This window comes from Microbacterium sp. NPDC090014 (assembly GCF_044748285.1).
Lineage (GTDB): Bacteria > Actinomycetota > Actinomycetes > Actinomycetales > Microbacteriaceae > Microbacterium.
Genome location: NZ_JBIVFS010000001.1, coordinates 2,023,736 through 2,046,292, shown reverse-complemented (window position 1 = coordinate 2,046,292; position 22,557 = coordinate 2,023,736). Strand labels below are relative to the sequence as shown.

The following is a 22,557-nucleotide window of genomic DNA, read 5'->3' as shown; positions in this document are numbered from 1 at the left end:
GGCAGCTCAGCTTCGCGCCGCGCGCGCCCGTGCCCGCTCCTCCTTCGCCGCCATCTCGTCGAGCGCGGATTCCTTGAGGCCCTGGATGTCCACGGCCGTGCTCTCGTCCGCCATGCCGTGGTCATCCACGCCGTCGAGCGAGGACTCCTCGAACGGCAGCGCGCCGCTCAGCACCTGCTGCACGCGTTCGCGATCGATCTGGCGCGTCCAGGTGCCGATGAGCAGCGTCGCCACCGCGTTGCCGGTGAAGTTCGTCAGGGCCCGTCCCTCCGACATGAACCGGTCGATGCCCACGATCACGCCGACGCCGTCGACCAGGTCGGGACGGTAAGCCTGCAGCCCGCCGGCGAGGGTGGCGAGTCCGGCTCCGGTGACACCGGCGGCACCCTTGCTGGCGATGATCATGAAGACGAGCAAGCCGATTTGCTCACCGATCGTCATCGGCTGCCCCATGCCGGTCGCGATGAAGAGCGACGCCATCGTGAGGTAGATCGCCGTGCCGTCGAGGTTGAACGAGTACCCGGTGGGGACCGTGATGCCGACGACGGGCTTGGATACCCCGATGTGCTCCATCTTCGCGATCAGACGCGGAAGGGCGGACTCAGATGACGAGGTGCCGACGATCAGCAGGTACTCGCGGGCGAGGTACTTCACCAGGCTGAAGATGTTGACCCGGGTGACGGCGAAGAGCAGGGTTCCGAGCACGACCACGATGAACAGGATGCAGGTGATGTAGAACGCGACCATCAGCACGCCGAGGCTCCAGATCGCGGCGATGCCCGTCTTGCCGACGACCGCGGCGATGGCTCCGAACGCGCCAAGCGGTGCAAGCCACAAGATCATGCCCAGGATGCGGAAGACCAGCTTCTGGAGGTTCTTGACCGCATCCATGATCGGGGCGCCCTTTTCGCCGAGTCCCTGGAGTGCGAAGCCGACGAGCAGCGCGATGAACAGAACCTGCAGCACGCTCTCGCCCGTGAAGGCGGAGAAGAACGTCGTCGGGATGATGCCCAGGATGAACTCCGTGGTGGTCTTCGCCTCGGTCGCTGTCGCGTCATAGCTGGAGTTCGCCATATCGAGGCCCGCACCGGGGTGGATGATGTTGCCGACCACCAGGCCGATCGCCAGCGCGAACGTCGACATGACCATGAAGTAGAGCAGCGCGAGTCCGCCGATCTTGCCGACGGTCGCTGCCTTGGCGATCGAGCCGACGCCCACCACGATCGTGCAGAAGATGATCGGCGCGATCATCATCTTGATGAGAGAGACGAAGCCCTTGCCGATCGGTTCGAGGCTCTGTCCGACCTCGGGCCAGATGAGGCCGACCGCGGCTCCGAGCACGACGGCGATGATGACCGACACGTACAGCCACGTATGCCTGTCCCATGCCTGCTTGCCGCGCCGCCAATGGAATCCGGGAAGCGAGAACCCTGTCGTGATGGCCATGTTTTCCTCCTTGATCATGAACGTCTTCGTCTCATGCCCTCGGGCGCCCTCGCCTTCGGTAAGCTCACGGTCGCGGACATCACTCGGCAAAGCCATTTGTGGTCGTATTGGTCATTACCGATATGCCGGACTCCGCGATCACCGTCGATCGGAAGGACGCGATGAGACCTGCCCGCAGCATCGCTTCACGGGTGTTCGCCGTGCTCCTCGTCGCCGCGCTCGTCGTGGGAGCTCTGGTCGCCGTCTTCCTCGTGATCGATGCGCAACGCGCCACGCATGCCGAGGCCGAGCGCGTCACGGCGGCGACAGCAGTGACTCTCGCCGTGTCACCGCTCGTGATCGACACCCTCGAGGTCGGCGATGCCGCAACGGCCACGCAGACCCTCGAGCCCTATGCGCTCGATGTGATCTCGGACGCGGATCTCGACTTCGTGACGATCATGACGCCTGACGGCACCCGCGTGACCCACCCTGACATCGAGCAGATCGGGGCGAGATACCTCGGCACCATCCCCGACACGCCTCGAACCTTCACCGAGGTGTTCACCGGCACTCTCGGGCCCTCGGTGCGAACCATCGTTCCGGTACTCGCCTCCGATGGCGAACCGGTGGGCTGGGTCTCGGCCGGCGTGACGACCGAGACCATCTCCGACACCCTGATCCGTCGTCTCCCCCTGTCACTCGGCATCACCGTCGGCCTCATCGCTCTCGGTGCGCTCGGCGCGTGGATCGCTCGCCGGTTCACGCGCGGTATCGCAGGAGACCTGCCGCCGGGTCAGGTGAGGGACGCCGTGTCGTCATACGAATCCCTGCGCACTCTGGGCGACGCGCTGCGCGCTCAGACGCACGAGCACGGCAATCGCATGCACACGGCGGTCGCGCTTCTCGAGCTCGGCCGTAGCGAGGAGGCGATCGACATCCTGACCGAGACCTCGCGCCAGAGTCAGTCGCTCGTCGATCAGGTCACCGCACGACAGGCCGGCGATCCCGCCGTCGGTGCCCTGCTTCTCGGCAAGGCGTCGCAGGCCAGGGAGCGCGGGATCGACTGGCGGGTGAGCATCGACCCGGACACTCCCGCCTCCCCCCTCTCCCCCGTCGACAGCGTCGCCGTGCTCGGCAACCTGATCGACAACGCCATGGATGCCGCCGCCACCGGTGCTGAGCGCTGGGTGGGGGTCTCGCTGCGCCCCTCGAAGAACGGCGGAATCGTCCTCGAGGTCTCCGACGGCGGGGACGGCATACCCTCCGACCTGCGCGAGCGCGTCTTCACCCAGGGCTTCTCGACCAAGCCTGCAAGCAACCACGGGCGCGGAGTCGGGCTCGCTCTCGTCCGCGCGGTGGTGGCCGGGGTGGGCGGCACTGTGGAGCTCTCCGCTCATCCGACCACGTTCACCGTCACCCTCCCGCCGGCGAGAGGACGCAGGAGCCCATGATCCGCACGCTGATCGTCGATGACGACGCTCTGACACTCGAGCTCCACCGCTCGTACCTCGAGAGGATCGACGGCTTCATCGTGGGCGGCGAGTGCACCGGCGCCAGGGCCGCATTGACCGCCGTGCTCGATCAGCCGCACGACGAGCCGTTCGACCTGGTCCTTCTCGACATCACGATGCCCGACGGCTCCGGCATCGATGTGCTCCGAGGGCTGCGTGCCCGACACGCTGCCGTCGATGTGATCGCGATCACCGGCGTGCGCGATGCGGACACCGTCCGACAGATGGCAGCTCTCGGCGTCTACCAGTACCTCGTCAAGCCGTTCCCCTTCGCGGTGTTCCACGAGCGTCTCACCGCGTATCGCATCCATCGGGAGCAGGCACGGTCGACGGCCGGAGAGGCGACCCAGGCGGAGATCGATGCGCTTCTCGGGCGCACGACGGGGACGATCCCGATTCCCAAAGGGCTGTCGACCGCGACGCTGCAGAAGGTGACGACAGAGCTGCGCTCCTCCAGCGCCGCGGTCTCGGCGAGCGAGGCCGCCGCGCGACTCGGGATGTCTCGCGTGTCCGTACGGAGGTACCTGGAGCATCTCACCGATTCGGGCATCATCACACGCAGCGCTCGCTACGGCGCACGTGGACGCCCGGAGACGGAGTACCGCTGGACGAGACGCGTCGACGGAGACGAATGATGCCGGCGCGGCACCCCCGCCCGTCCCATCGTTCGGACGACGCGGATCCTGTCCGCTGGATGCGGCCCGGTGTCAGCCCGGTGTCAGCGCGGGAGCCGCCCCTCGTGGATGAGCGAGTCGGGGTCGGCGGCGGCCCTGATGGCGCGAAGGCGATCGATCGCCGTCGGGTCACCGCAGCGCTCGAGGGTCTCACCCGGACCCAGGAACGTCGGGACCGTGCACGGGGCGATCGCGTGCGCCAGCACCTCACGGAAGCCCGCCATGCTCGCCTCCCCCGGTTCGCTCGGCACCCCGGGGAAGACGGGCACCAGGGCGTGGAGCAGCCAGCCGACGCCCTGAAGTGTCGCAAATCCGGCGCGTCGAGGATCGTTCAGCGCGCCACCGAGCATCCGGATGTCGATGCCCATGATCGGCCACTGATCCGGCAGCTCGCGGAACCGCAAGAGATCGTCGATCGTCGCGTCGTCGAGCGACGAGAGCGCAGCAGACACGCCTTTGCCCGGCGTCGGTTCGGTGGGTTCGCCGCTCGACGCCGCGACGGTCTTCGGCGATGTGGCCCCCGACATCTCACGACGAACCGTGCCTGCTCGCCGCACCCGCTCGAACAGCTCATCGGCGGATCCGACCGTGGACAGCGCCCGCACGCTGAGGAAGCTGCGTCCGCGGATCTCCTCGGGAAGCTGCGGAGCGTCGGGCATACGCATCGAATTCACGAACACGTTGAGCGATGCCGGGGCCTCTGCGGACAGATCGCGGACGGCCCGCAGCACCGACCCGGCGTCTGCGGCGTCGAAAGTGAGTTCGGTTCCCCACAGCGACGGCGCGGGAACCAGGTCGATCTCGAGGGCCGTCACGATTCCGACGACGCCGCCCGCTCCGCGAAGCGCCCACATCATCTCCGGGTCGCTCTCGTCGTCGACCCGATCATGGGTCCCGTCGCTCCGCAGCACCCACGCGGCCCTGAGGTTGTCCGACCCGAGTCCTGCTGTGCGACTGAACCAGGAATGGCCGCCGCCCAGGGTGTACCCCGCGACGGCGACGACCGGGCTCGTGCCGGCAGGAGCCACCCAGCCCGTTCCTTCGAGCGCCTCGACGACGGCGCCCCAGCGGACTCCGCTGCCGATGCGGACCACCCCCGAACCGAGGTCGATCGACAGCTCGTCGAAGGCCGCCATTCGGACGATGACGGCGTCGGCCAGGTCTCCGCCGGCGCCGTGCCCGGTGGGCTGGACCGCGAGCGTCACGCCCGCGTCGCCCGCGGCGTCGAGAAGAGCGCGCAGATCGCGCAGATCGGCCGGTGCGGCCACGCCCGCCGGATGCTGTTCGATCGCCAGGTTCCACGGACGACGCGCCGCGTCGAAGGATTCGTCGCCGGGGAGGACGAGAGCGCCGCGCAGGGCATGCCGCGCGGATTCGAGGACAGAGCGAAGGGCCATGAGGTCACCGTACGACTCCCTTCGGACATCGTCTACGGCCTCATGGCCCTGCGCTCATTCCCGGTCGTGCCGGGGATCGATCACTCGCCGGCGAGACCGCCGAGCATGTGGCCGAACGAACGGCCCTCTCCGAGATACGTCGCCGGGTCGTACGGGTCGGCGGCCGCAGCCACCTCGCGCTTCGCGATCGCCTCAGCCAGCTCGCGAGCGCCCTTCTCGACGCGCTTGGCCAGAGGCGCGACGTCGTCGCCGCCCCCGCCCCAGTCGCTCGACGCCGCGAACACACCGGTCGAGACGGCGTCGGCATGCAGGTAGGCGAAGAGCGGACGGATGGCGTAGTCGATGGCGAGCGAGTGCCGAGCCGTGCCGGCGTTCGCTCCGATCAGCACCGGCTTGCCCGTGAGCGCGTCGGGATCGAGCACGTCGATGAACGACTTGAAGAGCCCGTTGTAGCTCGTCGAGAAGATCGGCGTGACGGCGATGAGCGCGTCCGCCGACACCACTGTGTTGATCGCGGTCTCGAGCGCGGGCGGTGCGAATCCGGTGAGCAGGTTGTTCGTGATGTCGTGGGCGTAGTCGCGCAGCTCGATCACGTCGACGCTCGCCTCGATGTCGTGCCCCGCGAGGGCCTTCACGGTCTCGGCCGCGAGGCGATCCGCGAGCATGCGCGTGGACGACGGGTTCGAGAGCCCGGCAGACACGACGGCGATACGACGAGTGGTCATCTCAGGCCCCCTTCCGGCTGAGTCCGAACGCGGCTCCCGCCGGAGCGGGAGAGTCCTGATAGGGCGAATCCCCCGTCAGGTTGTCACCGCGGTTCGCACCCGGACGAGCCTGACGCGTCGGTCCGTCGCCGAACTCGGCCCTCACCCGTGCGGCATGGGTCGGAGCATCCGGCACGCCGGCCGGACGATCCTTCGCCAGCTCCTTGCGCAGCACGGGCACGACCTCGGAACCGAGGATGTCCAGCTGCTCGAGGACGGTCTTCAGCGGAAGGCCCGCGTGGTCGATCAGGAACAGCTGACGCTGGTAGTCGCCGTAGTGCTCGCGCATGGCGGCATAGCGGTCGATGACCTGCTGAGGCGAGCCCACCGTCAGCGGGGTCATCTCGGTGAAGTCCTCCATGCTCGGTCCGTGACCGTACACAGGGGCATTGTCGAAGTAGGGGCGGAACTGATTCACGGCATCCTGCGACTTCGCCGCCATGAACACCTGGCCACCGAGGCCGACGATCGCCTGTTCGGGTGTGCCGTGTCCGTAGTGCGCGTAGCGCTGGCGGTACAGCTCGATCAGGCGCTGGTAGTGCTCCTTGGGCCAGAAGATGTTGTTCGCGAAGAAGCCGTCGCCGTAGTACGCGGCCTGCTCGGCGATCTCCGGGGTGCGGATCGATCCGTGCCACACGAACGGCGCGACTCCGTCGAGGGGACGAGGCGTCGAGGTGAAGCCCTGCAGCGGGGTGCGGAACTTGCCCTCCCAGTTCACGACGTCCTCACGCCACAGCTTGTGCAGCAGGGCGTAGTTCTCGATCGCCAGCGGGAGCCCCTGACGGATGTCCTGACCGAACCAGGGGTACACCGGACCCGTGTTGCCGCGGCCGAGCATGAGGTCCATGCGCCCGTCCGAGACGTGCTGCAGCATCGCGTATTCCTCGGCGATGCGCACCGGGTCGTTGGTCGTGATCAGGGTGGTCGACGTCGAGACGATCAGACGCTCGGTCTGCGCCGCGAGGGCGGCGAGGAACGTCGTGGGGCTCGAGGACCAGAACGGAGGGTTGTGGTGCTCGCCGATCGCGAAGACGTCGAGGCCGACCTCCTCGCTGTGCTTGGCGATCGCGAGGGTCGCCTTGATCCGCTCCTGCTCACTCGGCGTCTCGCCGGTGGTCGGGTCGCGGGTGATGTCGCTGACCGACATGATGCCGAACTGCACCGGGACGCCTGCCTGCTCACTCATGATTGCTCCGTCTTCTCCGAATCGGGTGCCCTGCATCCGGTTCTATTCATTTGAATGTATCTGAGTCAACGCGATGCGAGCAACTTTATTCCCCGAGTAGCCTCAGAGCATGCACAGCGACGGATCCGCCCTGACGAACCCCGCCACCGGATCCGTCCAGAAGCCCCGCAAGCGCGTGCCGTTCTGGGACAACGCGCGATATGCGTGCATCGTCCTCGTGGTGCTCGGCCACGCGATCCAGCGCCTCACCTACGACTCCGACATCGCGCTCGCGGCCTATCTCGCCCTCTACGCCTTCCACATGCCGGCGTTCGCGATCATCTCGGGCTACTTCTCGAAGTCCGGTTCCCCGACGCGTGTGCAGATGGCCAGGGTGATCACCGACATCCTGCTGCCCTACGTGATCTTCGAGTTCCTGTGGACCCTCACGAAATGGCTGGTCGAAGGTCAGGCCGACCCGAACTTCACCAAACCGTCCTGGACCCTCTGGTTCCTCCTGGCGCTCGGCATCTTCCGCCTCGTCCTCCCCTACCTCGCGCTGCTGCGGTGGCCGCTGCTGTGGACCGTCATCATCTCGATCGGCGTGGGCTATCTGCCCAACGTCGACAGCACGTTCTCGCTCTCGCGGACCCTGGGCCTTCTGCCCTTCTTCGCACTCGGCTGGTGGCTGCGCGAACGCGACGTCGTCACTCGCTTCCGCCTCCTCGAGATCCGCCCGTGGTGGATCCGCGTCGTCAGCGTCGTACTCCTCGCCGCGGCAGGGTTCTCGGCCTGGCGGTGGATCGATGTCTGGAAGGAGCTCGATCTGCGCCACTGGTTGTTCTACGAGGACGCGTACGCGGACCTCGGCGGAGAGCAGTGGTGGGCCGGCGGTGTGCGCGTCGCACTCATGCTGATGGCAGTGATCCTGAGCGCCGCCTTCTTCGCTCTGATCCCCCGCGGAACCTACTGGTGGACGAAGTTCGGCCAGTACACCATGTACGTGTTCCTGCTCCACTCGTTCGTGCTGTACCCCTTCCGCGAGACCGGGGTGCTGCGCGACCTCGACCCGACGTGGCTGTGGCTGCCGCTCGTGACGCTGCTGTCGGTGGTGCTGGCTCTCGCGCTCGCCACCAAGCCCGTGCGCTGGCTCTTCCGCCCGCTGGTGGAGCCCCGCCCGTCCTGGCTCTTCCGAGACCCCGAGCTGGCTCGACGCGAGGGCCACCGCAGCGACCCGACCGGCTCTCGTCGGCCCCGTCAGGGCGCAGCGGCTAGCCTGAAGGAGTGACGAGAGCCGAGATGATCCGCGACCGCCTCGTGGACCATGCGGACGCGTCGGGGTTCGGGGCTCACGGGCTCCACGTGCTCGTGGGCGACGACGTCGCCGAGCACCGGTGGACTGCCGACGTCCGCGAGGAGATCCACTCGGTTGCGAAGGGCGTGTCCGTCCTCGCGGCCGGAATCGCTGCCGCCGACGGTCTCATCTCGCTCGATGCCCCGATCGCAGAGTACGTGCCGGACCTCACCTTCGGAGACGGCGTCGAGCACCTCACGCTGCGACGACTGCTCTCGATGTCGAGCGGAGTCGATCTCGCCTGGTCGGAGACCATGATGACGGACTGGCCCGATCTCGCACGAGAGTTCCTCTCGCGCCCGTCTCGCGGTCACGTCTTCCAGTACTCCAACGCCAGCACGTACGCGGCGATGATGATCCTGGCCACGCGGACCGGTGACGTCGTCGAGTATCTGCGCCCCCGGCTGCTCGCGCCTCTGGGCTTCGACGACCTCGAGTGGGAGCGGTGCCCGCAGGGACGCATCGTCGCGGGAGGCGGCATCGCACTGCGCACGGAGGAGATGGCGCGCCTCGGTCGGCTGATCCGCGACCGTGGCGAATGGCAGGGCCGACGACTCGTGCCGACCGAGATCATCGACGCGATGCACTCCGACTGGGTGGTCGCCGGTGAGAATGCCGGTTACGAGCGCTATGCGCTCGCGGGGTGGGACGGCCCGGGCCAGGTGTGGCGCCTGCACGGGGCGTACGGACAGCTGCTGATATTCGGTGAGGATGCCGTCGTCACGATCACAGCCGACGACCATTTCGGCGCGGATGCCTACGCGACGTTCGTCGCGGAGACGCTGTGCTCCTGACCCTCGACCGGCATCAGGCGAAGAGGTCGGCGCCGACGAACGAGCCCGGCTTCGAGCCTCCGGGGACCGCCCAGATCCCTGACCCGACATGCGTGACGTACTCGTTCATCCGATCCGTCGACAGCCGGCGCTGCAGCGAGACGAACTGAGCGGGATCCCGCTGGTACGACAGGAAGAAGAGCCCCGCGTCCAGCCGTCCGAGATCGTTGTTGCCGTTGACATAGTTGAATCCTCGCCGCAGGATCCGGATGCCGTCGTTCTGGTCCGGATGCGCGAGACGGACGTGCGCGTTCTGATCGATGGCCGACGTACCGAAATCCGGCGCCGCGAACTCGTCGCCGCCGGAGAGCGGAGCGCCCTCGCCCTTGTCGCGCCCGATGATGGTGTTCTGCTCGGAGAGCCGCACGCGGTCCCAGGTCTCGATCCGCATCGCGATCTTGCGCGCCACGAGGTACGACCCGCCGACCATCCACTCGGGCCTGTCATCGGGGCCGAGCCACACGTTCTCGTCGAGGGCGACGGAGTCATCGGCGAGGATGTTCGCGGTCCCGTCCTTGAAGCCGAACAGGTTGCGGGGCGTCGCCTGCGCCGACGTCGTGCGGGACGTCTTGCCGAACCCGAGCTGGGACCAGCGCAGCTTGGCACGACCGAAGGCGATGCGGCTCAGGTTGCGGATCGCGTGCACGGCGACCTGGGGGTCGTCGGCGCACGCCTGGATGCAGAGATCGCCGTGCGAGGTCTGCGGGTCGAGATCGTCGCCGAGGAAGGCGGGAAGCCTCTCGAGCCGCTCGGGACGCAGGGAGGCGATGCCGTACCGGTCGCCCTCGTCGCTCTCGAACAGGGTCGGGCCGAAGCCGAACGTGATCGTGAGGCCGGCTGCCGTCAGCCCGAGAGCCTCGCCCGTGTCATCCGGCGGCACCTCCGCATCGCCCCCGACAGCGCCGGTGGCACTCACCTCGAGCCCCTGCGTCATCCGCGAGGCGGCATAAGTCCAATCCTGCAGCAGCGAGACCAGGTCTTCGCGGTCGGTGCGAGGCATCATGTCGAAGGAGGCGAAATGCAGATGCTCCTGCACGGGCGTCGTGATTCCCGCCTGATGGGCGCCGAAGAAGTCGTACGCACGCTGGGCGTCCGCTTCTGCTCTCGCGCGTCCGAGCGCGACTCCCCCCGACAGTCCGGCGCCGACTCCGACGGCGAGGGACGCGACGCCGCCGCCGAGTGCCAGTCCGAGGAGTCCGCGCCGGCTGAGACCCGTGGCCGAGGATGCCGCGGCCGCCGACTCCGGGAGGGAGTCGGCAGCTGCAGCGTCCTTCGCGCTGTCGTTCATGTGCGAGACCGCGTCCGTCGGATCAGTCGAGGACGGTGCCGGTGAGCTGCGAGAGCGGCTCTGCGAGGGCGTTGATGAGATCGGTGAACTCGCGCTTGTCCGCATCGGTGAGCTCGGCGTAGCCGACGAAGCCGTCGGAGAGCGAGCCGTGCGCCGCGAGGGATTCCTCGAGAGCGGAGTATCCGCCTTCGATCTCGGTCACGAGATCCGCGCCTTCATCCCCCTGCGCCGTGGCGAAATCCTGAACCAGCGAGAACGCCATCTTCGACCCCTCGACGTTCGCGGCGAAGTCGTACAGGTCGGTGCCGGACCACCAGTCCTCCTCGCCGGAGATCTTGCCCGTCGCCACTTCGTCGAGCAGCGCGATCGCGCCGTTCGAGATGCCGCCGATCCCCTGGTCGTCGAGAGCCGCGGTGAAGTCGTCCGAGTGCACGTAGTCGTAGAGCTCCTGCACGTCGGCGATCAGCTGGTCGCCGTACTCGGCGCGCTCCTCCGTCGTCGACGGTGCCCAGTCCTGCCATGCGGGCGTCTCGCCGTCGGCGTTGAGGGCGTCCTGCGCCGGCACCCAGAGGTCCTTCTCGATGCGGTGGAAGCCCGTCCAGTCGAGGCCCTCCGCCACAGCGTCGACCTCGCGGTAGTCGATGCGGGGGTCGAGCGTCCCGAGCGCTTCGGCGACGGGCTCGATGCGCTCGTAGAACGCGCGCGTCTGGGGGAACAGAGCTCGCGCGGCCTCATCATCGCCGGACTCATAGGCGGTGACGAACTCGTCGACCGACGGAACCAGCTGACCGACCTGGTCCTTGACGAAGGCGGCGTAGAGGTCGACGGCCTGCTGCTTCTGATCGGCATCCTCGCCGTCGACAGCGACCCGGTCGCCGGTCACGGTGAACGCGGACTTGCCGACCCCCTCGCCGATCATGCCCGGCTTGCACAGCGTGAAGTACTCCCCCGGCTGAGCCACCACCGTGAGGGTCCGCGACGCTGAGGGCGCGATGTTCTCGACCTCGCCGACGATGCGGAGGCCGTCTTCTGCGAGCAGATAGAACTCCGAGGTCTGCGCGCTGTCGTTCTTCACATCGAACGTGAGTGTGCCGCTCTTGGCGGTCGCAGCCGAGACGGCGCACGCCGAGTCGGTCGACGAGACGTCGAAGGATGCACCCGCGGCGACATCGCTCTTGGCGACGCACCCGCTGAGGACGAGTGCTGCCGCGCCTGCTGCGGCGACGGCACCGAGGATTCGGCGAGAGGTGGTCATGCTGCTCCTTGCTGGGTGAGAGTGGATGCCGACGTGTCGCGGCCAGGGGACGTCTGCACATGTGGGGAGGCGGACCGGCGTGACCGGAGCCCCCGGATGAACAAGAGCCCGACGACGACGATGTAAACGGTCCAAGCCGTGACCTGGAGCCACGTCATCCGTGGCATGAAGCCGACGGTCGCCTGCAGGATGGTCGCCCAGGCACTGTCGGGCGCGATCACGTTCGTGACATCGAAGGCCCAGCCGAAGGGGAATGCCACCCAGCCGAGAGCGACCGCCCCGGTGGCCGCGTCGATCGGTGCCGCCGCGGTGAACGGTCCCGGCAACGCGCCGGCCTCCTGGAGGTCCATGATCGCGTAGGCGAGCACCCCGGCTGCGACGATGACGAGGAACCCACTGGTCCAGGTGAAGAACCGGCGAAGGTCGAGCCGGACGGCGCCGCGGGCGAGCGCCCAGCCGATCACCACGGCGGCGAGAAGCCCGAGCACCGCGCCGAGCAGCGCCGACGGAGCATCGCCGAAGGACTGCACCATCGACCACAGCAGAAGAGTCGTCTCGATCCCCTCGCGTGCCACCGAAACGAAGCCGATCGCGATCAGCGCCCAGACGCCGCCCTGTGTGAGCGCGCGGTCGAGTCCGCCCTCGAGGGTCGCCTTCATCGTGCGCCCGGCCTTCTGCATCCAGAAGATCATCCAGGTCACCATGCCCACCGCGAGCAGCGACAGCAGTCCGCCGATCAGCTCCTGAGCCTCGAAGGTCAGCGAGTACGCACCGAAGGTCAGGACGGCCCCGATGCCGAGTGCGAGGGCGATTGCCAGGCCGACCCCCGCCCAGAGCCTGGGCAACGCGTCACCGCGACCGAGCCTGCGCAGGTAGGCGACGAGGATGCCGACGACGATCGCGGCTTCGAGGCCTTCACGAAGACCGATGAGAAAAGTGGCGAGCACGGAGGGAACTCTCTGGGAAAGACTGAGGTAAGGCATCCCTTACTTCAGAGACATTAGCACCCCTTCCGCTCGGGCCTCGCACACACGCGATCGCCTCTCGGTAATTCGGCGCAACACTGAACCGCACTCGCCCAGACCCGATCTACGCTCGGTGAATGGCTGATCTCTCGCTTCCCATCCTCGACCTGTCCCAGCTCGATGCCGGTCCCGAAGCCGCTGCTCGGTTCCGCGACGACCTTCGCGCGGCCACGCACGACGTGGGCTTCTTCTATCTCACCGGCACAGGCATCTCCCCCGAGCTGGAGGCGAGGTTGCACCGCGCGGCGCTCGATTTCTTCGCGCTGCCCGACGACGAGAAGCTCGCGATCGAGAACGTCAAGAGTCCTCATTTCCGCGGGTACACGCGGGTCGGCGGCGAGCGGACGCAGGGCAAGGTCGACTGGCGCGAGCAGATCGACATCGGCCCCGAGCGCGAGCCTGTCGAGGGCGGTCCGGCCTTCAATCGACTCGTCGGCCCGAACCTGTGGCCCGCCGCACAGCCCGAGCTCAAAGCGGTGATCACCGAGTGGCACGACACGCTGACCGAGGTCGCCCGCAAGCTCCTGCGCGCCTGGGCCGTCACGCTCGGGGCGGACGAGTCGTACTTCGACGAGCCCTTCCGTGATCCGTCGACGCTGATCAAGATCGTCCGCTACCCCGGCACCCACGAACCCGAGCCGCAGCAGGGCGTCGGAGCGCACAAGGACTCCGGAGTGCTGACCCTGCTCTGGGTCGAGCCCGGCAAGGGCGGCCTGCAGGTCGAACGAGACGGCGAGTGGGTGTCAGCCCCGTCCATCCCGGGCGCGTTCGTCGTCAACATCGGCGAGCTGCTGGAGTACGCGACCGGCGGCTACCTCAAGGCGACCAACCACCGCGTCATCTCCCCTCGGGCACCCGAAGAGCGCATCTCGATCCCGTTCTTCTTCAACCCCGCGCTCGATCAGCAGCTGCCGCTTCTCGAGCTTCCCGCAGATCTCGCCGCGGCGGCGACCGGCATCACCGAGGACCCGAGCAACCCCATCCATGCCACCTATGGCGAGAACGCCATGAAGTCGCGACTGCGTGCGCACCCCGACGTGGCTGCGATCCACCACCCCGACCTGGTCGGCACGAACGCCTGAGACGGGGAGGCGCTGCACGCCTCCCCCCCCGAACATGACGAAGGCCGCCCCACACCTGGGGCGGCCTTCTCAAGAATGTTCTGCGCGATTGTACGCTGGCTCGCTCCGCGTTATCGGCGGAGACCCAGGCGTGCGATCAGCGAGCGGTAACGCTCGATGTCGACGCTCTGGAGGTAGCCGAGCAGACGACGGCGCTGACCCACGAGCAGGAACAGGCCACGACGCGAGTGGTGGTCGTGCTTGTGCTCCTTCAGGTGCTCCGTGAGGTCCTTGATGCGCTGCGTCAGCATCGCGGCCTGCACCTCGGGGGATCCGGTGTCACCGGGGTGCGTCGCGTACTCTTCGATGATCGCCTTCTTGACGTCTGCTTCCAGTGCCATAGATTCGATCCCCTCTCTGCTTGTTGCGCGGTGCCCGACGCCTGATGCGTGAGCTCTCTTTATCCGCGGCCGATCAAACGGCAACCTGAAGAGTCTACCAGGACTCGATGCCGCTGGGTGACCGTGCCCACGCCCGCCCGACGGCACCTCGGATACTCTCGAATCATGCATGACGGATATGCGGCGTGAGCGCTGCACGCAGCCATCTGATCGATCTCAGCCCCCTGCGGGCCAGCCCTGCGTTCGCACGCATGTGGATCGGCTCGCTGCTCGCGGGGATCGGCGGGCAGCTGACGATCGTCACGGTGATGCTGCACGTGTTCGCGCTCACCGGAAGCACCTTCGCGGTATCGATGATCGCGGTCGCCGGACTCGTCCCCATGATCCTCGCCGGCCTCTACGGCGGGATGCTCGCGGACGCGTTCGACCGCCGCCGCGTGGCGTTGGTCGCGGCCACGGTCACCTTCGCCTCGACCGCGCTGCTCGCCGCGCTCACCTGGACCGGTGCGGAGACGATCTGGTGGCTCTATGTGCTGAGCATCGTCAACTCCGCCGCGAACTCGGTCGGCATGGCCACCCGGACCGCGATCGTGCCACGGCTCATCCCCCGCGACAAGCTGGCCGCCGCGTCCGCGCTCAACGGAGTGGCGTTCGGCCTCACCGTGATGGCCGGCCCAGCGATAGCCGGCATACTCGTCGCGCTGACAGGATACGGGTGGACTTACACACTCGACGTCATCCTGATGCTGTCGATGTTCCTCGGCCTGTGGAGTCTCCCTCCGCTGCGGCCGGAAGGGGACATCGTGCGGCCGGGGTTCGCATCACTCGTGGACGGGTGGAGGTTCCTGCGCCGCGCGAACAACATCCGAATGCAATACGTGGTCGACATCATCGCCATGACATTCGGGCAGCCCCTCGTGCTCTTCCCCGCACTCGGCACCCTTCTGCTGGGCGGCGGAGCGGTGACCACCGGCATCCTCACCGCAGCCGTCGCCGCGGGCACATTCGCATCGAGCCTCTTCTCCGGTCGGGTCGTGCAGTACCGCTGGCACGGACGCGGCATCGAGCGCGCGGTCGAGGCCTATGGCGCGTCCATCCTGCTCTTCGGCGTGGTCCTGGTCATCGGAGCCGTCTCTGCCGGGGCGACCGAGGCGACGCCGAACGTCGGGCTGATCATCGCCTCGTGCATCGCGCTCGCGCTCTCCGGCGCATCCGACAACATCAGCTCGATCTATCGCAACACGATGATGCAGGCGGCCGTGCCCGACACCATGCGCGGTCGACTGCAGGGGGTCTTCATCATCGTAGTCGCCGGCGGCCCCCGGATCGGCGCCCTCTACGCGGGCACGCTCGCGACCTTCACGACCCTGTGGTTCCCGCCGCTGCTGGGCGGATTGCTGGTGATCACCCTGGTCGCCCTGCTCGCACGGCGCAGCCCGGGATTCCGCGGCTACGACGCAGAGAACCCCGAGCCCTGAGGGCCCGGGGTTCTCGCGATCAGGTGATCAGTCCTGCTGCAGAGCGCCCTGCAGGTCGAGGCTGATCGTGACGTCCTTGCCCACGAGCACGCCGCCGGTCTCGAGCGCGGCATTCCACGTCAGGCCGAAGTCCTCGCGGTTGATGACCGTCTTGGCCGATGCGCCGGCCTTGTAGTTGCCCCACGGGTCGGAGCCGAAGCCACCGAAGTCGAGCTCGAAGCTGACGGGCTTGGTGATGCCGCGGATCGTCAGGTCGCCGTCGACGAAGAGCTCGCCGTCCTCGGCGCGCGCACCCGTCGACACGAACTCCATCGTGGGGAAGTTCTCGGTGTCGAAGAAGTCGCCGGAGCGCAGGTGCGTGTCGCGCCCCTCGTCCTTGGTGTCGATCGAGGTGACGTCGACGCTCGCCTCGACGCGGGCCTCGAGCGGGTTCTCGGGAGCGATCAGCGTCGCGCTCTTGACGCCGAACGTGCCGCGCACCTTCGAGATCATCATGTGGCGCACGCTGAACGTGACCTCGCTGTGCGACGGGTCGAGCACCCAGGTGCCGGGACGGTAGCCGGGAATGTCGATGCTGGTCATGGTTTCTCCTCTGGAGACATCAGCCGCATGTGTGCGGCAACGGATGAGGGGCCGTGTTCACGGCGTCACGTGTAACAACTTACATGCACATGCATGTATTCCCCTGAATGCGGATATTTCCTCGGACGACGAAAAGGCGCCGAGCCCGCAGTGGGCCCGGCGCCTTCCGGCGTCGATCGGGTCAGCCGACGGCGACGAGATCGATGATGAAGATGAGGGTCTTGCCCGAGAGGAAGTGGCCTCCTCCGACCGGGCCGTATGCGAGGTGCGGCGGGATGACGAGCTCGCGCCGTCCGCCTTCCTTCATGCCCGGGATGCCGTCCTGCCACCCCTGGATCAGGCCGCGAAGCGGGAACTGGATGGTCTCGCCGCGACCCCACGACGAGTCGAACTCCTCGCCCGATTCGAACTCGACACCGGCGTAGTGCACGGTGACCGTGTCGCCGGGCTTGGCCTCGGCTCCGTCTCCCTCGATGATGTCGCGGATCACGAGCTCCGCGGGGGCGGGTCCGGTGGGGGCGTCGAACTCAGGCTTTGTGCGATCAGTCATGTCCTCCATCAAACCCGAGTCGCACGGCGCGGGTCAACGCGATCGCTCCGCTGAGGGCGAAACGGCGATGCCGCCCGTCGACTGCCCCTAAGCCCTTGACACCCGCGCACACCGGGTGCACCCTGTTTACAGATCAACTCAGCGCCCGGTAGACATGCAGGCATCGCCGCAGCACCGGGCGCTGAGTCTTGGTACGGAACCTGCTTGACGGCTCGAGCATCATGACGGATGCTGCTCCTGCGCGTAGGCGATCAGCATCGATGCGAGCTCTTCGGGCCGGCTGAGGGCGACACAGTGACTCCCCTCGATCTCGTCGGCGACGATGCCCAGGCGCTTCCGGGCGAGGTCGCGAAGGAATGCGGGCGGGAAGAATCTGTCCTCCGTGCAGACGACGAACCGAGTGGGAACAGAGGGCCAGGCCGTGAGCGGCCACGGGACGGCCATTGATGCGACCGACGGATGTGCTCTCTCCCGACCGATCGCCTCGTCGGCGAGCGCTCGCGGCACGTCGTGATAGAAGCCGATGTGCGGATCGTCGTTGCCGGTGAGGCCTCCGTCGCGAGCTGCCTGCGCCGCCACGGCATCCTCGAATCCGGTGTTGGACCACCACTCGTCCGGACGCTCCCCCGGGTCGGGAATCATCGCCGCCAGCATCACGAGCACGTCCGCCGCCAATCTCTCAGCGACGATCGGTGCGGTGAATCCCCCGAACGAATGGCCGACCACGACACCGCCCCGTCTCGCGTCTGCCGCTGCCACGACGGCATCCGCGTAGTCGGTGAGAGTGAGGGACTCGTCATCGCCCGGCAGGTCGGGTGCGATCACCTCATGTCCGCGCTCTCGCAGGACGGCGGCGAGCCGATGCCATGACCACCCCGTGTCTCCTGCTCCGTGCACAAGGATGAAGAGGGCCATGATCAGCGGGTCTCAGTAGGCCAGCAGAGCAGCCCGAGTGGCGCGGGTTCGGGCGAGCAGCGCCTGCTCGTCCGCCGGTGCCATAGGGTCGCGCCCCGTTATCGCGCGCTGACGGACGGATGCCAGCATGGTGGCGTCCTTGATGAACTCGCGCATCAGCGGACGCCGATCGCCCCGAAGCTGCGACGCCCATGCCAGGCCGGTCTTGCGCCCGGCGGGAGTCGCGAGCATCGTGACCTCCTCGGGGGTGAACCACCCGGCGGCCGCGTAATCGCCCAGACGCGCCTTCGTGAGGCGAGACTCCTCGCGCCTCAACGCGATGATCCCCACGATGAACCCCACGAACAGCGGCACCTGGAGGACGAAGTAGAGGAGGAAGAAGTTCGCGAAGGACGATCCGTTCCACAGGCCGTGGAGCACCATCGCCCCCAGCATCCCGAGCAGACCGAACCCGAGTGCGGCCCCTGTCGACGCGTGCCGTCGAGCGGCCAGGCCGATGGCAAGACCCGTCAGCGATGTGAACATCGCGTGGGCGAAGGGCGACATGATCGCCCGAAGGATGAACGTCACCGTCAGCTGCTCGCCGCCGCCCTCGATGAGGCTGATCGCAAAGTACTGGATGTTCTCGGTGAACGCGAAGCCGGCACCGACCAGCGCCCCGTAGACGACCCCGTCGACCGGACCGTCGAACGAGCGACGCGCGATGAGGAAGATCAGGAAGACTCCGAAACCCTTCCAGAACTCCTCGACGATCGGCGCCTGGATGACGGCGCCCGCCACTTCTCCCCGGAACCCCAGCAGCGCGGTCAGCCCGAGGTCGACGAGGAGCGTGAGTCCCACGGCGGCGATCGCCCCCCAGGCGATCGCGAAGAACACCAGCGACTTGGGCTCGGGTTCCCACCGGTCGATCATACGGACGACGAAGAAGACGATGGCGAGCGGGACGAGCGCGAGGACGAGGCCGATGATCGATGCGAGCGGACCCAGGAACAGACCGAAGTAGGCGATGAGCCCGAGCATCAGCAGACCGAGGAAGCCGAACAGAGCGAACAGCGCGACGCGTCCGCCTCGGCGTGCCGCCGGCAGGGCAGGAAGACCGGGGGCAGGCGAGGGTGCGGCCGGAGCGGGAGGCGAATACGGGGTCGGCTGCGCGAGGACCGAGGCGTACTGCGGACGCTGGGAGAACTGCGGCGGGGCGTAGTTCGACTGCGCGTACTGCTGCGCCGAATACTGCGGGGGCTGCGCAGCATACTGCTGGGGATACGTCGGCGGCTGCTGGGGATACGTCGGCGGCTGCTGCTGCGCGGGCGGCGGCGTGTACGGCGATGGCTGGGACGGTCCTCCGGAACTCATAGCCAAAGCATATGGCGAACAACCAACTTCGCCCGGGTCTGGCGACTTCCTCCAGGCAATCGAGCCGAGCAGCGGATAGCGTAGGAGCATGCGGTTCGCTCATCTGCGTCGTGCCGACTCTCCCGCTGCGCATCTCGCAGTGGTGGAGGGTGCCGACGCCATCCTCGTCTCCGATCTCCTTCCCGACCCCCCTGCGACGCTTCAGCAGCTGATCGAAGGGGGCGAGCAGACGCTCACCGCTCTTCGCTCGGCCCTCGACGGCGATGCTCCGCGGCACCCGCTCGACGGGTGGAGCTTCGCCTCAGCGGTCATCGCTCCCCCGGCGGTCCTCGCGGTCGGCCTCAACTACGCGGCTCACTCGAGCGAGCTCGGTCTGAAGACCGACGCCGCTCCGACCGTGTTCACCCTGTGGCCGAACTCGCTGACAGGCCACGAGCAGACGACGTCGTGGCCGCGTTCGCTGAGCGAGGCTGTGGACTACGAGGCGGAGCTCGGTGTGCTGATCGGCACCCCGGCGAAGGATGTCGCAGAGGCCGACGCGCTCTCGCACGTCTGGGGCTACACCGTCGTGAACGACATCACCGCGCGGAACGTCCAGTTCTCTGAAGCGCAGTGGTCACGGTGCAAGTCGTTCGACGGCTTCACCCCGACCGGTCCCTTCGCCGTCACGGCCGACGAGGTCGCCGACCCGCAGGACCTGCACATCTGGGCAATCGTCGACGGCCAGACCGTCCAGGACGCGAGCACGGATCAGATGGTGCGGTCGGTCGCGAAGCTCATCGCGCATCTCTCGCAGTCCCTGACGCTGCTTCCCGGCACTCTGATCTCCACCGGGAGCCCCGGCGGTGCCGGATACTCTCGAGACCCCCAGATCTTCCTCCGGGATCGTTCGACGGTGACGGTCGGCATCGACGGCATCGGCGAGCTCACCACCCACTGTCGCGTGCTGGACTGATCACCCGCTCACTCTGTGACACACGGAAGGGCCCCGGCGAGATGTCGCCGGGGCCCTTCCGTGTGCTCGGAGTCAGATCTCGATGAGGTCCTCGGACCCGATCACCGGGATCGCGGCCGTGATGGCCTCGAGTCCCGACAGACGCGCGGGCGACAACTGCTTGATGACCTCTTCGCGAGACATCAGTCCGGCTTCGACGACCAGGTCGGCGACGTTCCTGTTCGTCAGCAGCGCGGTCTTGGCCAGCGCGGCCGCGGCGGCGTATCCGATGAACGGCGTGAGTGCTGTGATGACGCCGACCGAAGCGCCGACCATGGCGCCGAGGCGGTCTCGGTTCGCGGTGATGCCGTCGACGCAGTTGACGCGCAGCGTCCACATCGCCTGTCGCATCCAGGTGATGGACTGGAAGATCGAGTGGGCGATCACAGGCTCGAATGCGTTGAGCTGGAGCTGCCCGGCCTCGGCCGCCATCGTCACCGTCATGTCCGCGCCGGCGACCGCGAACGCCACCTGGTTGACGACCTCCGGGATCACCGGGTTCACCTTGCCCGGCATGATGCTGGAACCGGCCTGCATCGCCGGCAGGTTGATCTCGCCGAAGCCCGCCTGCGGACCCGACGACAGCAGTCGCAGGTCGTTGCAGATCTTCGACAGCTTCATGGCGTTGCGCTTCAGGGTCGACGAGAACGACATGAACGAGCCGGTGTCGCTGGTCGCCTCGACGAGGTCGCCGGCCGTCACCAGGTCGAGTCCGGTGATCTCGCGCAGATGCTTCAGCACAGCGGGTGCGTAGTCGACGTGCGTGGTGATGCCGGTGCCGATGGCGGTCGCACCCATGTTGATCTCGAACATCAGCGAGGCGTTCTCGGTGAGGCGCGTGTGATCGTAGCCGAGGGTCGAAGCGAAGCCGTGGAACTCCTGACCCAGAGTCATGGGCACGGCGTCCTGCAGCTGCGTGCGTCCGACCTTGAGCACATCGTGGAACTCGTGCGACTTGTGCAGGAACGAGATGCGCAGCAGATCGAGCTCTTCGAGCAGCGAGCGGAGTGTCAGAGAGAGACCGATCTTGACCGCCGTCGGGTAGACGTCGTTGGTCGACTGACTGCGGTTCGTGTGATCGATCGGCGAGAGGAACGCGTAGTCGCCCTTCTCGCGTCCGGCGAGCTCGAGGGCGATGTTGGTGATGACCTCGTTGGCGTTCATGTTCGTCGACGTGCCGGCACCGCCCTGGATCACACCGACGGTGAACTGATCGTGGAACTCTCCGTCGATGACACGCTGGGCGGCCCGATCGATCAGGTCAGCACGCTCGGGGTCGAGGACGCCGATCTCGCGGTTCGCTCTGGCGCTGGCCTGCTTGACCATCGCGAGTGCGACGACGAGGTCCGGATAGACCGAGATCGGACGCTTGGTGATCGGGAAGTTCGCGTCGGCGCGGGCGGTGTGGATCCCCCAGTACGCGTCGGCGGGAATCTCCATGCTCCCGAGCGAATCGGTCTCGGTGCGGGTGGGGGCAGGCGCGGCAGAAGCCATGTCACATCCTTGTGGGTAGTGGCGAGTGTGTGGTGCGGGGGATGCATCCAGTCTACGCCTGGGTGCATGCACGGCCAGGGATACGACGGCGGGTCAGCGTTTGCGAGAGAAAGCCTCGAGACGCTCTGCCGGGCTGAGACGGGCCATTCTCTCCAGCCACGCCATCGAGAAGTGATCGCCGGTCGGCGCGTCGGTCACGGGCACCACGGTGTGGGTGATCGTCTCGGGTCGTACATGCACGATCTGGAACGCCTGCGCCGCATCCATGCCGTTCACATCGGCGGCCGGACGAGCGACATTCATCGTGTAGCAGGTCGCCGAGGACACGCTGACAGGCACGCCCGCGAAGGTGCCGTGCGACGAGTAATGCAGGTGGCCGGCGAGGATACCGCGCACGTCCGTGTCACGAATGACCTCCGCGAGTTCGTCCTGGTGCCGCAGCTCGAGTATGTCGAAGAGCGGAAGGTGGCTCGGGAGCGGCGGGTGGTGCATCGCGAGCAGCGTGCCGTGCGGCGCCGGTTGCTTCAGGATCTCCGCCAGCCAGGAGAGCTGGCCGGGGTCCAGGTCGCCGTGATGCCATCCGGGCACACTCGTGTCGAGGGCGATCAGGCGCAGACCGTCGAGGTCCCATGCGCCCGTCACGGGCTCCTCCGTCGCGGGCAGGTCGAGCAGCCCCTCGCGCAGCGCCGGCCGCTCGTCGTGGTTGCCGGCAACCCAGACGACGGTCGTCCCCAGCTCCTGCGCCACGGGCTCGACGGCGCGGCGGAGACGGCGATACGCATCCGGCTCCCCCAGGTCGGCCAGGTCGCCGGTGATGACGATCGCCGACGGGTGCGGGTGCACGGCCCTGATCGCCTCAAGGGTGCGAGCGAAGTTCGACTCGACGTCGTATCGTCCGCCGAGCCGCGCTCCACCTGCGAGGAAGTGCGGGTCGCTCACATGGATGACGACGTGCGAGGCGGGATCATGGCGACCGAAGACGAAGCCGCTGTCGGAAGGCGCTGACATGGTCTCAGCCTAGGCCGCGGCGGGACA

At 67.5% G+C, this 22,557-nt stretch carries 21 protein-coding genes; 7 read left to right on the top strand and 14 right to left on the bottom strand.

Annotated elements, in window-relative coordinates; translation table 11 throughout:
- Positions 1-6: 6 nt before the first annotated feature.
- Complete coding sequence (locus ACIPV5_RS09605) at positions 7-1,446, bottom strand: cation:dicarboxylate symporter family transporter (RefSeq protein ID WP_053099083.1); 1,440 nt, start codon at positions 1,444-1,446, stop codon at positions 7-9.
- A gap of 161 nt (positions 1,447-1,607) precedes the next feature.
- Between ACIPV5_RS09605 and ACIPV5_RS09600 the strand changes: the two genes are divergently transcribed.
- Both ACIPV5_RS09600 and ACIPV5_RS09595 read left to right on the top strand, forming a co-directional pair.
- Positions 1,608-2,879 carry an ATP-binding protein gene (locus ACIPV5_RS09600; RefSeq protein ID WP_400340907.1) on the top strand — a complete coding sequence of 424 codons (1,272 nt, stop codon included), beginning with the start codon at positions 1,608-1,610 and terminating at the stop codon, positions 2,877-2,879.
- The gene (locus ACIPV5_RS09595; RefSeq protein ID WP_187249520.1) at positions 2,876-3,574 is read left to right on the top strand and encodes a response regulator; all 699 of its coding nucleotides are present in this window, start codon (positions 2,876-2,878) and stop codon (positions 3,572-3,574) included. Before ACIPV5_RS09600 ends, ACIPV5_RS09595 begins: the two co-directional genes overlap by 4 nt.
- An 83-nt stretch (positions 3,575-3,657) precedes the next feature.
- Here the strand turns inward: ACIPV5_RS09595 and ACIPV5_RS09590 are convergent, their stop codons facing one another.
- The 3 genes from ACIPV5_RS09590 to ACIPV5_RS09580 form a co-directional block, all read right to left on the bottom strand.
- Positions 3,658-5,010 carry an FAD-binding oxidoreductase gene (locus ACIPV5_RS09590; RefSeq protein ID WP_400340905.1) on the bottom strand — a complete coding sequence of 451 codons (1,353 nt, stop codon included), beginning with the start codon at positions 5,008-5,010 and terminating at the stop codon, positions 3,658-3,660.
- Between the two features lie 80 nt (positions 5,011-5,090).
- A complete protein-coding gene (locus ACIPV5_RS09585) occupies positions 5,091-5,735 on the bottom strand; it encodes an FMN reductase (RefSeq protein WP_053095813.1) in 645 nt (214 codons plus the stop codon).
- A gap of 1 nt (position 5,736) precedes the next feature.
- Positions 5,737-6,960: an LLM class flavin-dependent oxidoreductase gene (locus ACIPV5_RS09580; protein WP_056279032.1), complete on the bottom strand. Its 1,224-nt coding sequence runs from the start codon at positions 6,958-6,960 to the stop codon at positions 5,737-5,739.
- A gap of 109 nt (positions 6,961-7,069) precedes the next feature.
- Between ACIPV5_RS09580 and ACIPV5_RS09575 the strand changes: the two genes are divergently transcribed.
- Both ACIPV5_RS09575 and ACIPV5_RS09570 read left to right on the top strand, forming a co-directional pair.
- Positions 7,070-8,227 (top strand): acyltransferase family protein, encoded by a 1,158-nt coding sequence (locus ACIPV5_RS09575; RefSeq protein WP_072591142.1) that lies wholly within the window; start codon positions 7,070-7,072, stop codon positions 8,225-8,227.
- A complete protein-coding gene (locus tag ACIPV5_RS09570) occupies positions 8,224-9,087 on the top strand; it encodes a serine hydrolase domain-containing protein (protein WP_400340903.1) in 864 nt (287 codons plus the stop codon). Before ACIPV5_RS09575 ends, ACIPV5_RS09570 begins: the two co-directional genes overlap by 4 nt.
- A 13-nt stretch (positions 9,088-9,100) precedes the next feature.
- Here ACIPV5_RS09570 and efeB read toward each other — a convergent pair whose 3' ends face one another.
- From efeB to efeU, 3 genes are read right to left on the bottom strand one after another with little or no spacing between them, the layout of a single operon-like run.
- A complete protein-coding gene (gene efeB, locus ACIPV5_RS09565; RefSeq protein ID WP_400340901.1) occupies positions 9,101-10,414 on the bottom strand; it encodes an iron uptake transporter deferrochelatase/peroxidase subunit in 1,314 nt (437 codons plus the stop codon).
- 22 nt (positions 10,415-10,436) lie between these two features.
- Positions 10,437-11,669, bottom strand: a complete 1,233-nt coding sequence (gene efeO / locus ACIPV5_RS09560) for an iron uptake system protein EfeO (RefSeq protein WP_056278482.1) — start codon at positions 11,667-11,669, stop codon at positions 10,437-10,439.
- Complete coding sequence (efeU, locus tag ACIPV5_RS09555; protein WP_082586570.1) at positions 11,666-12,616, bottom strand: iron uptake transporter permease EfeU; 951 nt, start codon at positions 12,614-12,616, stop codon at positions 11,666-11,668. The genes efeO and efeU overlap by 4 nt, the downstream gene beginning before the upstream one ends.
- Before the next feature lie 155 nt (positions 12,617-12,771).
- On the opposite strand from efeU, the gene ACIPV5_RS09550 reads away from it, so the two are divergent.
- On the top strand, positions 12,772-13,776 hold the full coding sequence (locus ACIPV5_RS09550; protein ID WP_400340900.1) for an isopenicillin N synthase family dioxygenase: 1,005 nt from the start codon (positions 12,772-12,774) through the stop codon (positions 13,774-13,776).
- Between the two features lie 110 nt (positions 13,777-13,886).
- On the opposite strand, the gene rpsO is transcribed toward ACIPV5_RS09550, so the two are convergent.
- The gene (gene rpsO / locus ACIPV5_RS09545; RefSeq protein ID WP_017203073.1) at positions 13,887-14,156 is read right to left on the bottom strand and encodes a 30S ribosomal protein S15; all 270 of its coding nucleotides are present in this window, start codon (positions 14,154-14,156) and stop codon (positions 13,887-13,889) included.
- Between the two features lie 185 nt (positions 14,157-14,341).
- On the opposite strand from rpsO, the gene ACIPV5_RS09540 reads away from it, so the two are divergent.
- Entirely contained in the window at positions 14,342-15,634 is a 1,293-nt protein-coding gene (locus ACIPV5_RS09540) for an MFS transporter (protein WP_400340898.1), read from the top strand.
- Between the two features lie 27 nt (positions 15,635-15,661).
- Here the strand turns inward: ACIPV5_RS09540 and ACIPV5_RS09535 are convergent, their stop codons facing one another.
- The 4 genes from ACIPV5_RS09535 to ACIPV5_RS09520 form a co-directional block, all read right to left on the bottom strand.
- A complete protein-coding gene (locus ACIPV5_RS09535; RefSeq protein WP_053095805.1) occupies positions 15,662-16,216 on the bottom strand; it encodes a YceI family protein in 555 nt (184 codons plus the stop codon).
- A gap of 181 nt (positions 16,217-16,397) precedes the next feature.
- The gene (locus tag ACIPV5_RS09530) at positions 16,398-16,766 is read right to left on the bottom strand and encodes an FKBP-type peptidyl-prolyl cis-trans isomerase (RefSeq protein WP_053095804.1); all 369 of its coding nucleotides are present in this window, start codon (positions 16,764-16,766) and stop codon (positions 16,398-16,400) included.
- Between the two features lie 219 nt (positions 16,767-16,985).
- Positions 16,986-17,681 carry an alpha/beta fold hydrolase gene (locus tag ACIPV5_RS09525; protein ID WP_400340895.1) on the bottom strand — a complete coding sequence of 232 codons (696 nt, stop codon included), beginning with the start codon at positions 17,679-17,681 and terminating at the stop codon, positions 16,986-16,988.
- A 12-nt stretch (positions 17,682-17,693) separates the two neighbouring features.
- Positions 17,694-19,034: a PrsW family intramembrane metalloprotease gene (locus tag ACIPV5_RS09520; protein WP_083569320.1), complete on the bottom strand. Its 1,341-nt coding sequence runs from the start codon at positions 19,032-19,034 to the stop codon at positions 17,694-17,696.
- An 88-nt stretch (positions 19,035-19,122) separates the two neighbouring features.
- Between ACIPV5_RS09520 and ACIPV5_RS09515 the strand changes: the two genes are divergently transcribed.
- Positions 19,123-19,989, top strand: a complete 867-nt coding sequence (locus ACIPV5_RS09515; protein WP_053095802.1) for a fumarylacetoacetate hydrolase family protein — start codon at positions 19,123-19,125, stop codon at positions 19,987-19,989.
- A gap of 72 nt (positions 19,990-20,061) precedes the next feature.
- Here ACIPV5_RS09515 and ACIPV5_RS09510 read toward each other — a convergent pair whose 3' ends face one another.
- Positions 20,062-21,522: an aspartate ammonia-lyase gene (locus ACIPV5_RS09510; protein WP_053095801.1), complete on the bottom strand. Its 1,461-nt coding sequence runs from the start codon at positions 21,520-21,522 to the stop codon at positions 20,062-20,064.
- A 93-nt stretch (positions 21,523-21,615) separates the two neighbouring features.
- Positions 21,616-22,530: a metallophosphoesterase gene (locus ACIPV5_RS09505; protein ID WP_072591135.1), complete on the bottom strand. Its 915-nt coding sequence runs from the start codon at positions 22,528-22,530 to the stop codon at positions 21,616-21,618.
- Positions 22,531-22,557 lie beyond the last annotated feature (27 nt).

What these genes read in the sequence shown, in the direction of transcription:
- ACIPV5_RS09590 (WP_400340905.1), bottom strand. Translation starts at nt 5,010, where the DNA reads ATGGCCCTTCGCTCTGTCCTCGAATCCGCGCGGCATGCCCTGCGCGGC.
- ACIPV5_RS09535 (WP_053095805.1), bottom strand. Translation starts at nt 16,216, where the DNA reads ATGACCAGCATCGACATTCCCGGCTACCGTCCCGGCACCTGGGTGCTC.
- ACIPV5_RS09505 (WP_072591135.1), bottom strand. Translation starts at nt 22,530, where the DNA reads ATGTCAGCGCCTTCCGACAGCGGCTTCGTCTTCGGTCGCCATGATCCC.
- efeO (WP_056278482.1), bottom strand. Translation starts at nt 11,669, where the DNA reads ATGACCACCTCTCGCCGAATCCTCGGTGCCGTCGCCGCAGCAGGCGCG.
- ACIPV5_RS09515 (WP_053095802.1), top strand. Translation starts at nt 19,123, where the DNA reads ATGCGGTTCGCTCATCTGCGTCGTGCCGACTCTCCCGCTGCGCATCTC.
- ACIPV5_RS09580 (WP_056279032.1), bottom strand. Translation starts at nt 6,960, where the DNA reads ATGAGTGAGCAGGCAGGCGTCCCGGTGCAGTTCGGCATCATGTCGGTC.
- efeB (WP_400340901.1), bottom strand. Translation starts at nt 10,414, where the DNA reads ATGAACGACAGCGCGAAGGACGCTGCAGCTGCCGACTCCCTCCCGGAG.
- ACIPV5_RS09595 (WP_187249520.1), top strand. Translation starts at nt 2,876, where the DNA reads ATGATCCGCACGCTGATCGTCGATGACGACGCTCTGACACTCGAGCTC.
- ACIPV5_RS09510 (WP_053095801.1), bottom strand. Translation starts at nt 21,522, where the DNA reads ATGGCTTCTGCCGCGCCTGCCCCCACCCGCACCGAGACCGATTCGCTC.
- ACIPV5_RS09525 (WP_400340895.1), bottom strand. Translation starts at nt 17,681, where the DNA reads ATGGCCCTCTTCATCCTTGTGCACGGAGCAGGAGACACGGGGTGGTCA.
- ACIPV5_RS09605 (WP_053099083.1), bottom strand. Translation starts at nt 1,446, where the DNA reads ATGGCCATCACGACAGGGTTCTCGCTTCCCGGATTCCATTGGCGGCGC.
- ACIPV5_RS09530 (WP_053095804.1), bottom strand. Translation starts at nt 16,766, where the DNA reads ATGACTGATCGCACAAAGCCTGAGTTCGACGCCCCCACCGGACCCGCC.
- ACIPV5_RS09575 (WP_072591142.1), top strand. Translation starts at nt 7,070, where the DNA reads ATGCACAGCGACGGATCCGCCCTGACGAACCCCGCCACCGGATCCGTC.
- rpsO (WP_017203073.1), bottom strand. Translation starts at nt 14,156, where the DNA reads ATGGCACTGGAAGCAGACGTCAAGAAGGCGATCATCGAAGAGTACGCG.
- ACIPV5_RS09600 (WP_400340907.1), top strand. Translation starts at nt 1,608, where the DNA reads ATGAGACCTGCCCGCAGCATCGCTTCACGGGTGTTCGCCGTGCTCCTC.
- ACIPV5_RS09585 (WP_053095813.1), bottom strand. Translation starts at nt 5,735, where the DNA reads ATGACCACTCGTCGTATCGCCGTCGTGTCTGCCGGGCTCTCGAACCCG.
- ACIPV5_RS09550 (WP_400340900.1), top strand. Translation starts at nt 12,772, where the DNA reads ATGGCTGATCTCTCGCTTCCCATCCTCGACCTGTCCCAGCTCGATGCC.
- ACIPV5_RS09520 (WP_083569320.1), bottom strand. Translation starts at nt 19,034, where the DNA reads ATGAGTTCCGGAGGACCGTCCCAGCCATCGCCGTACACGCCGCCGCCC.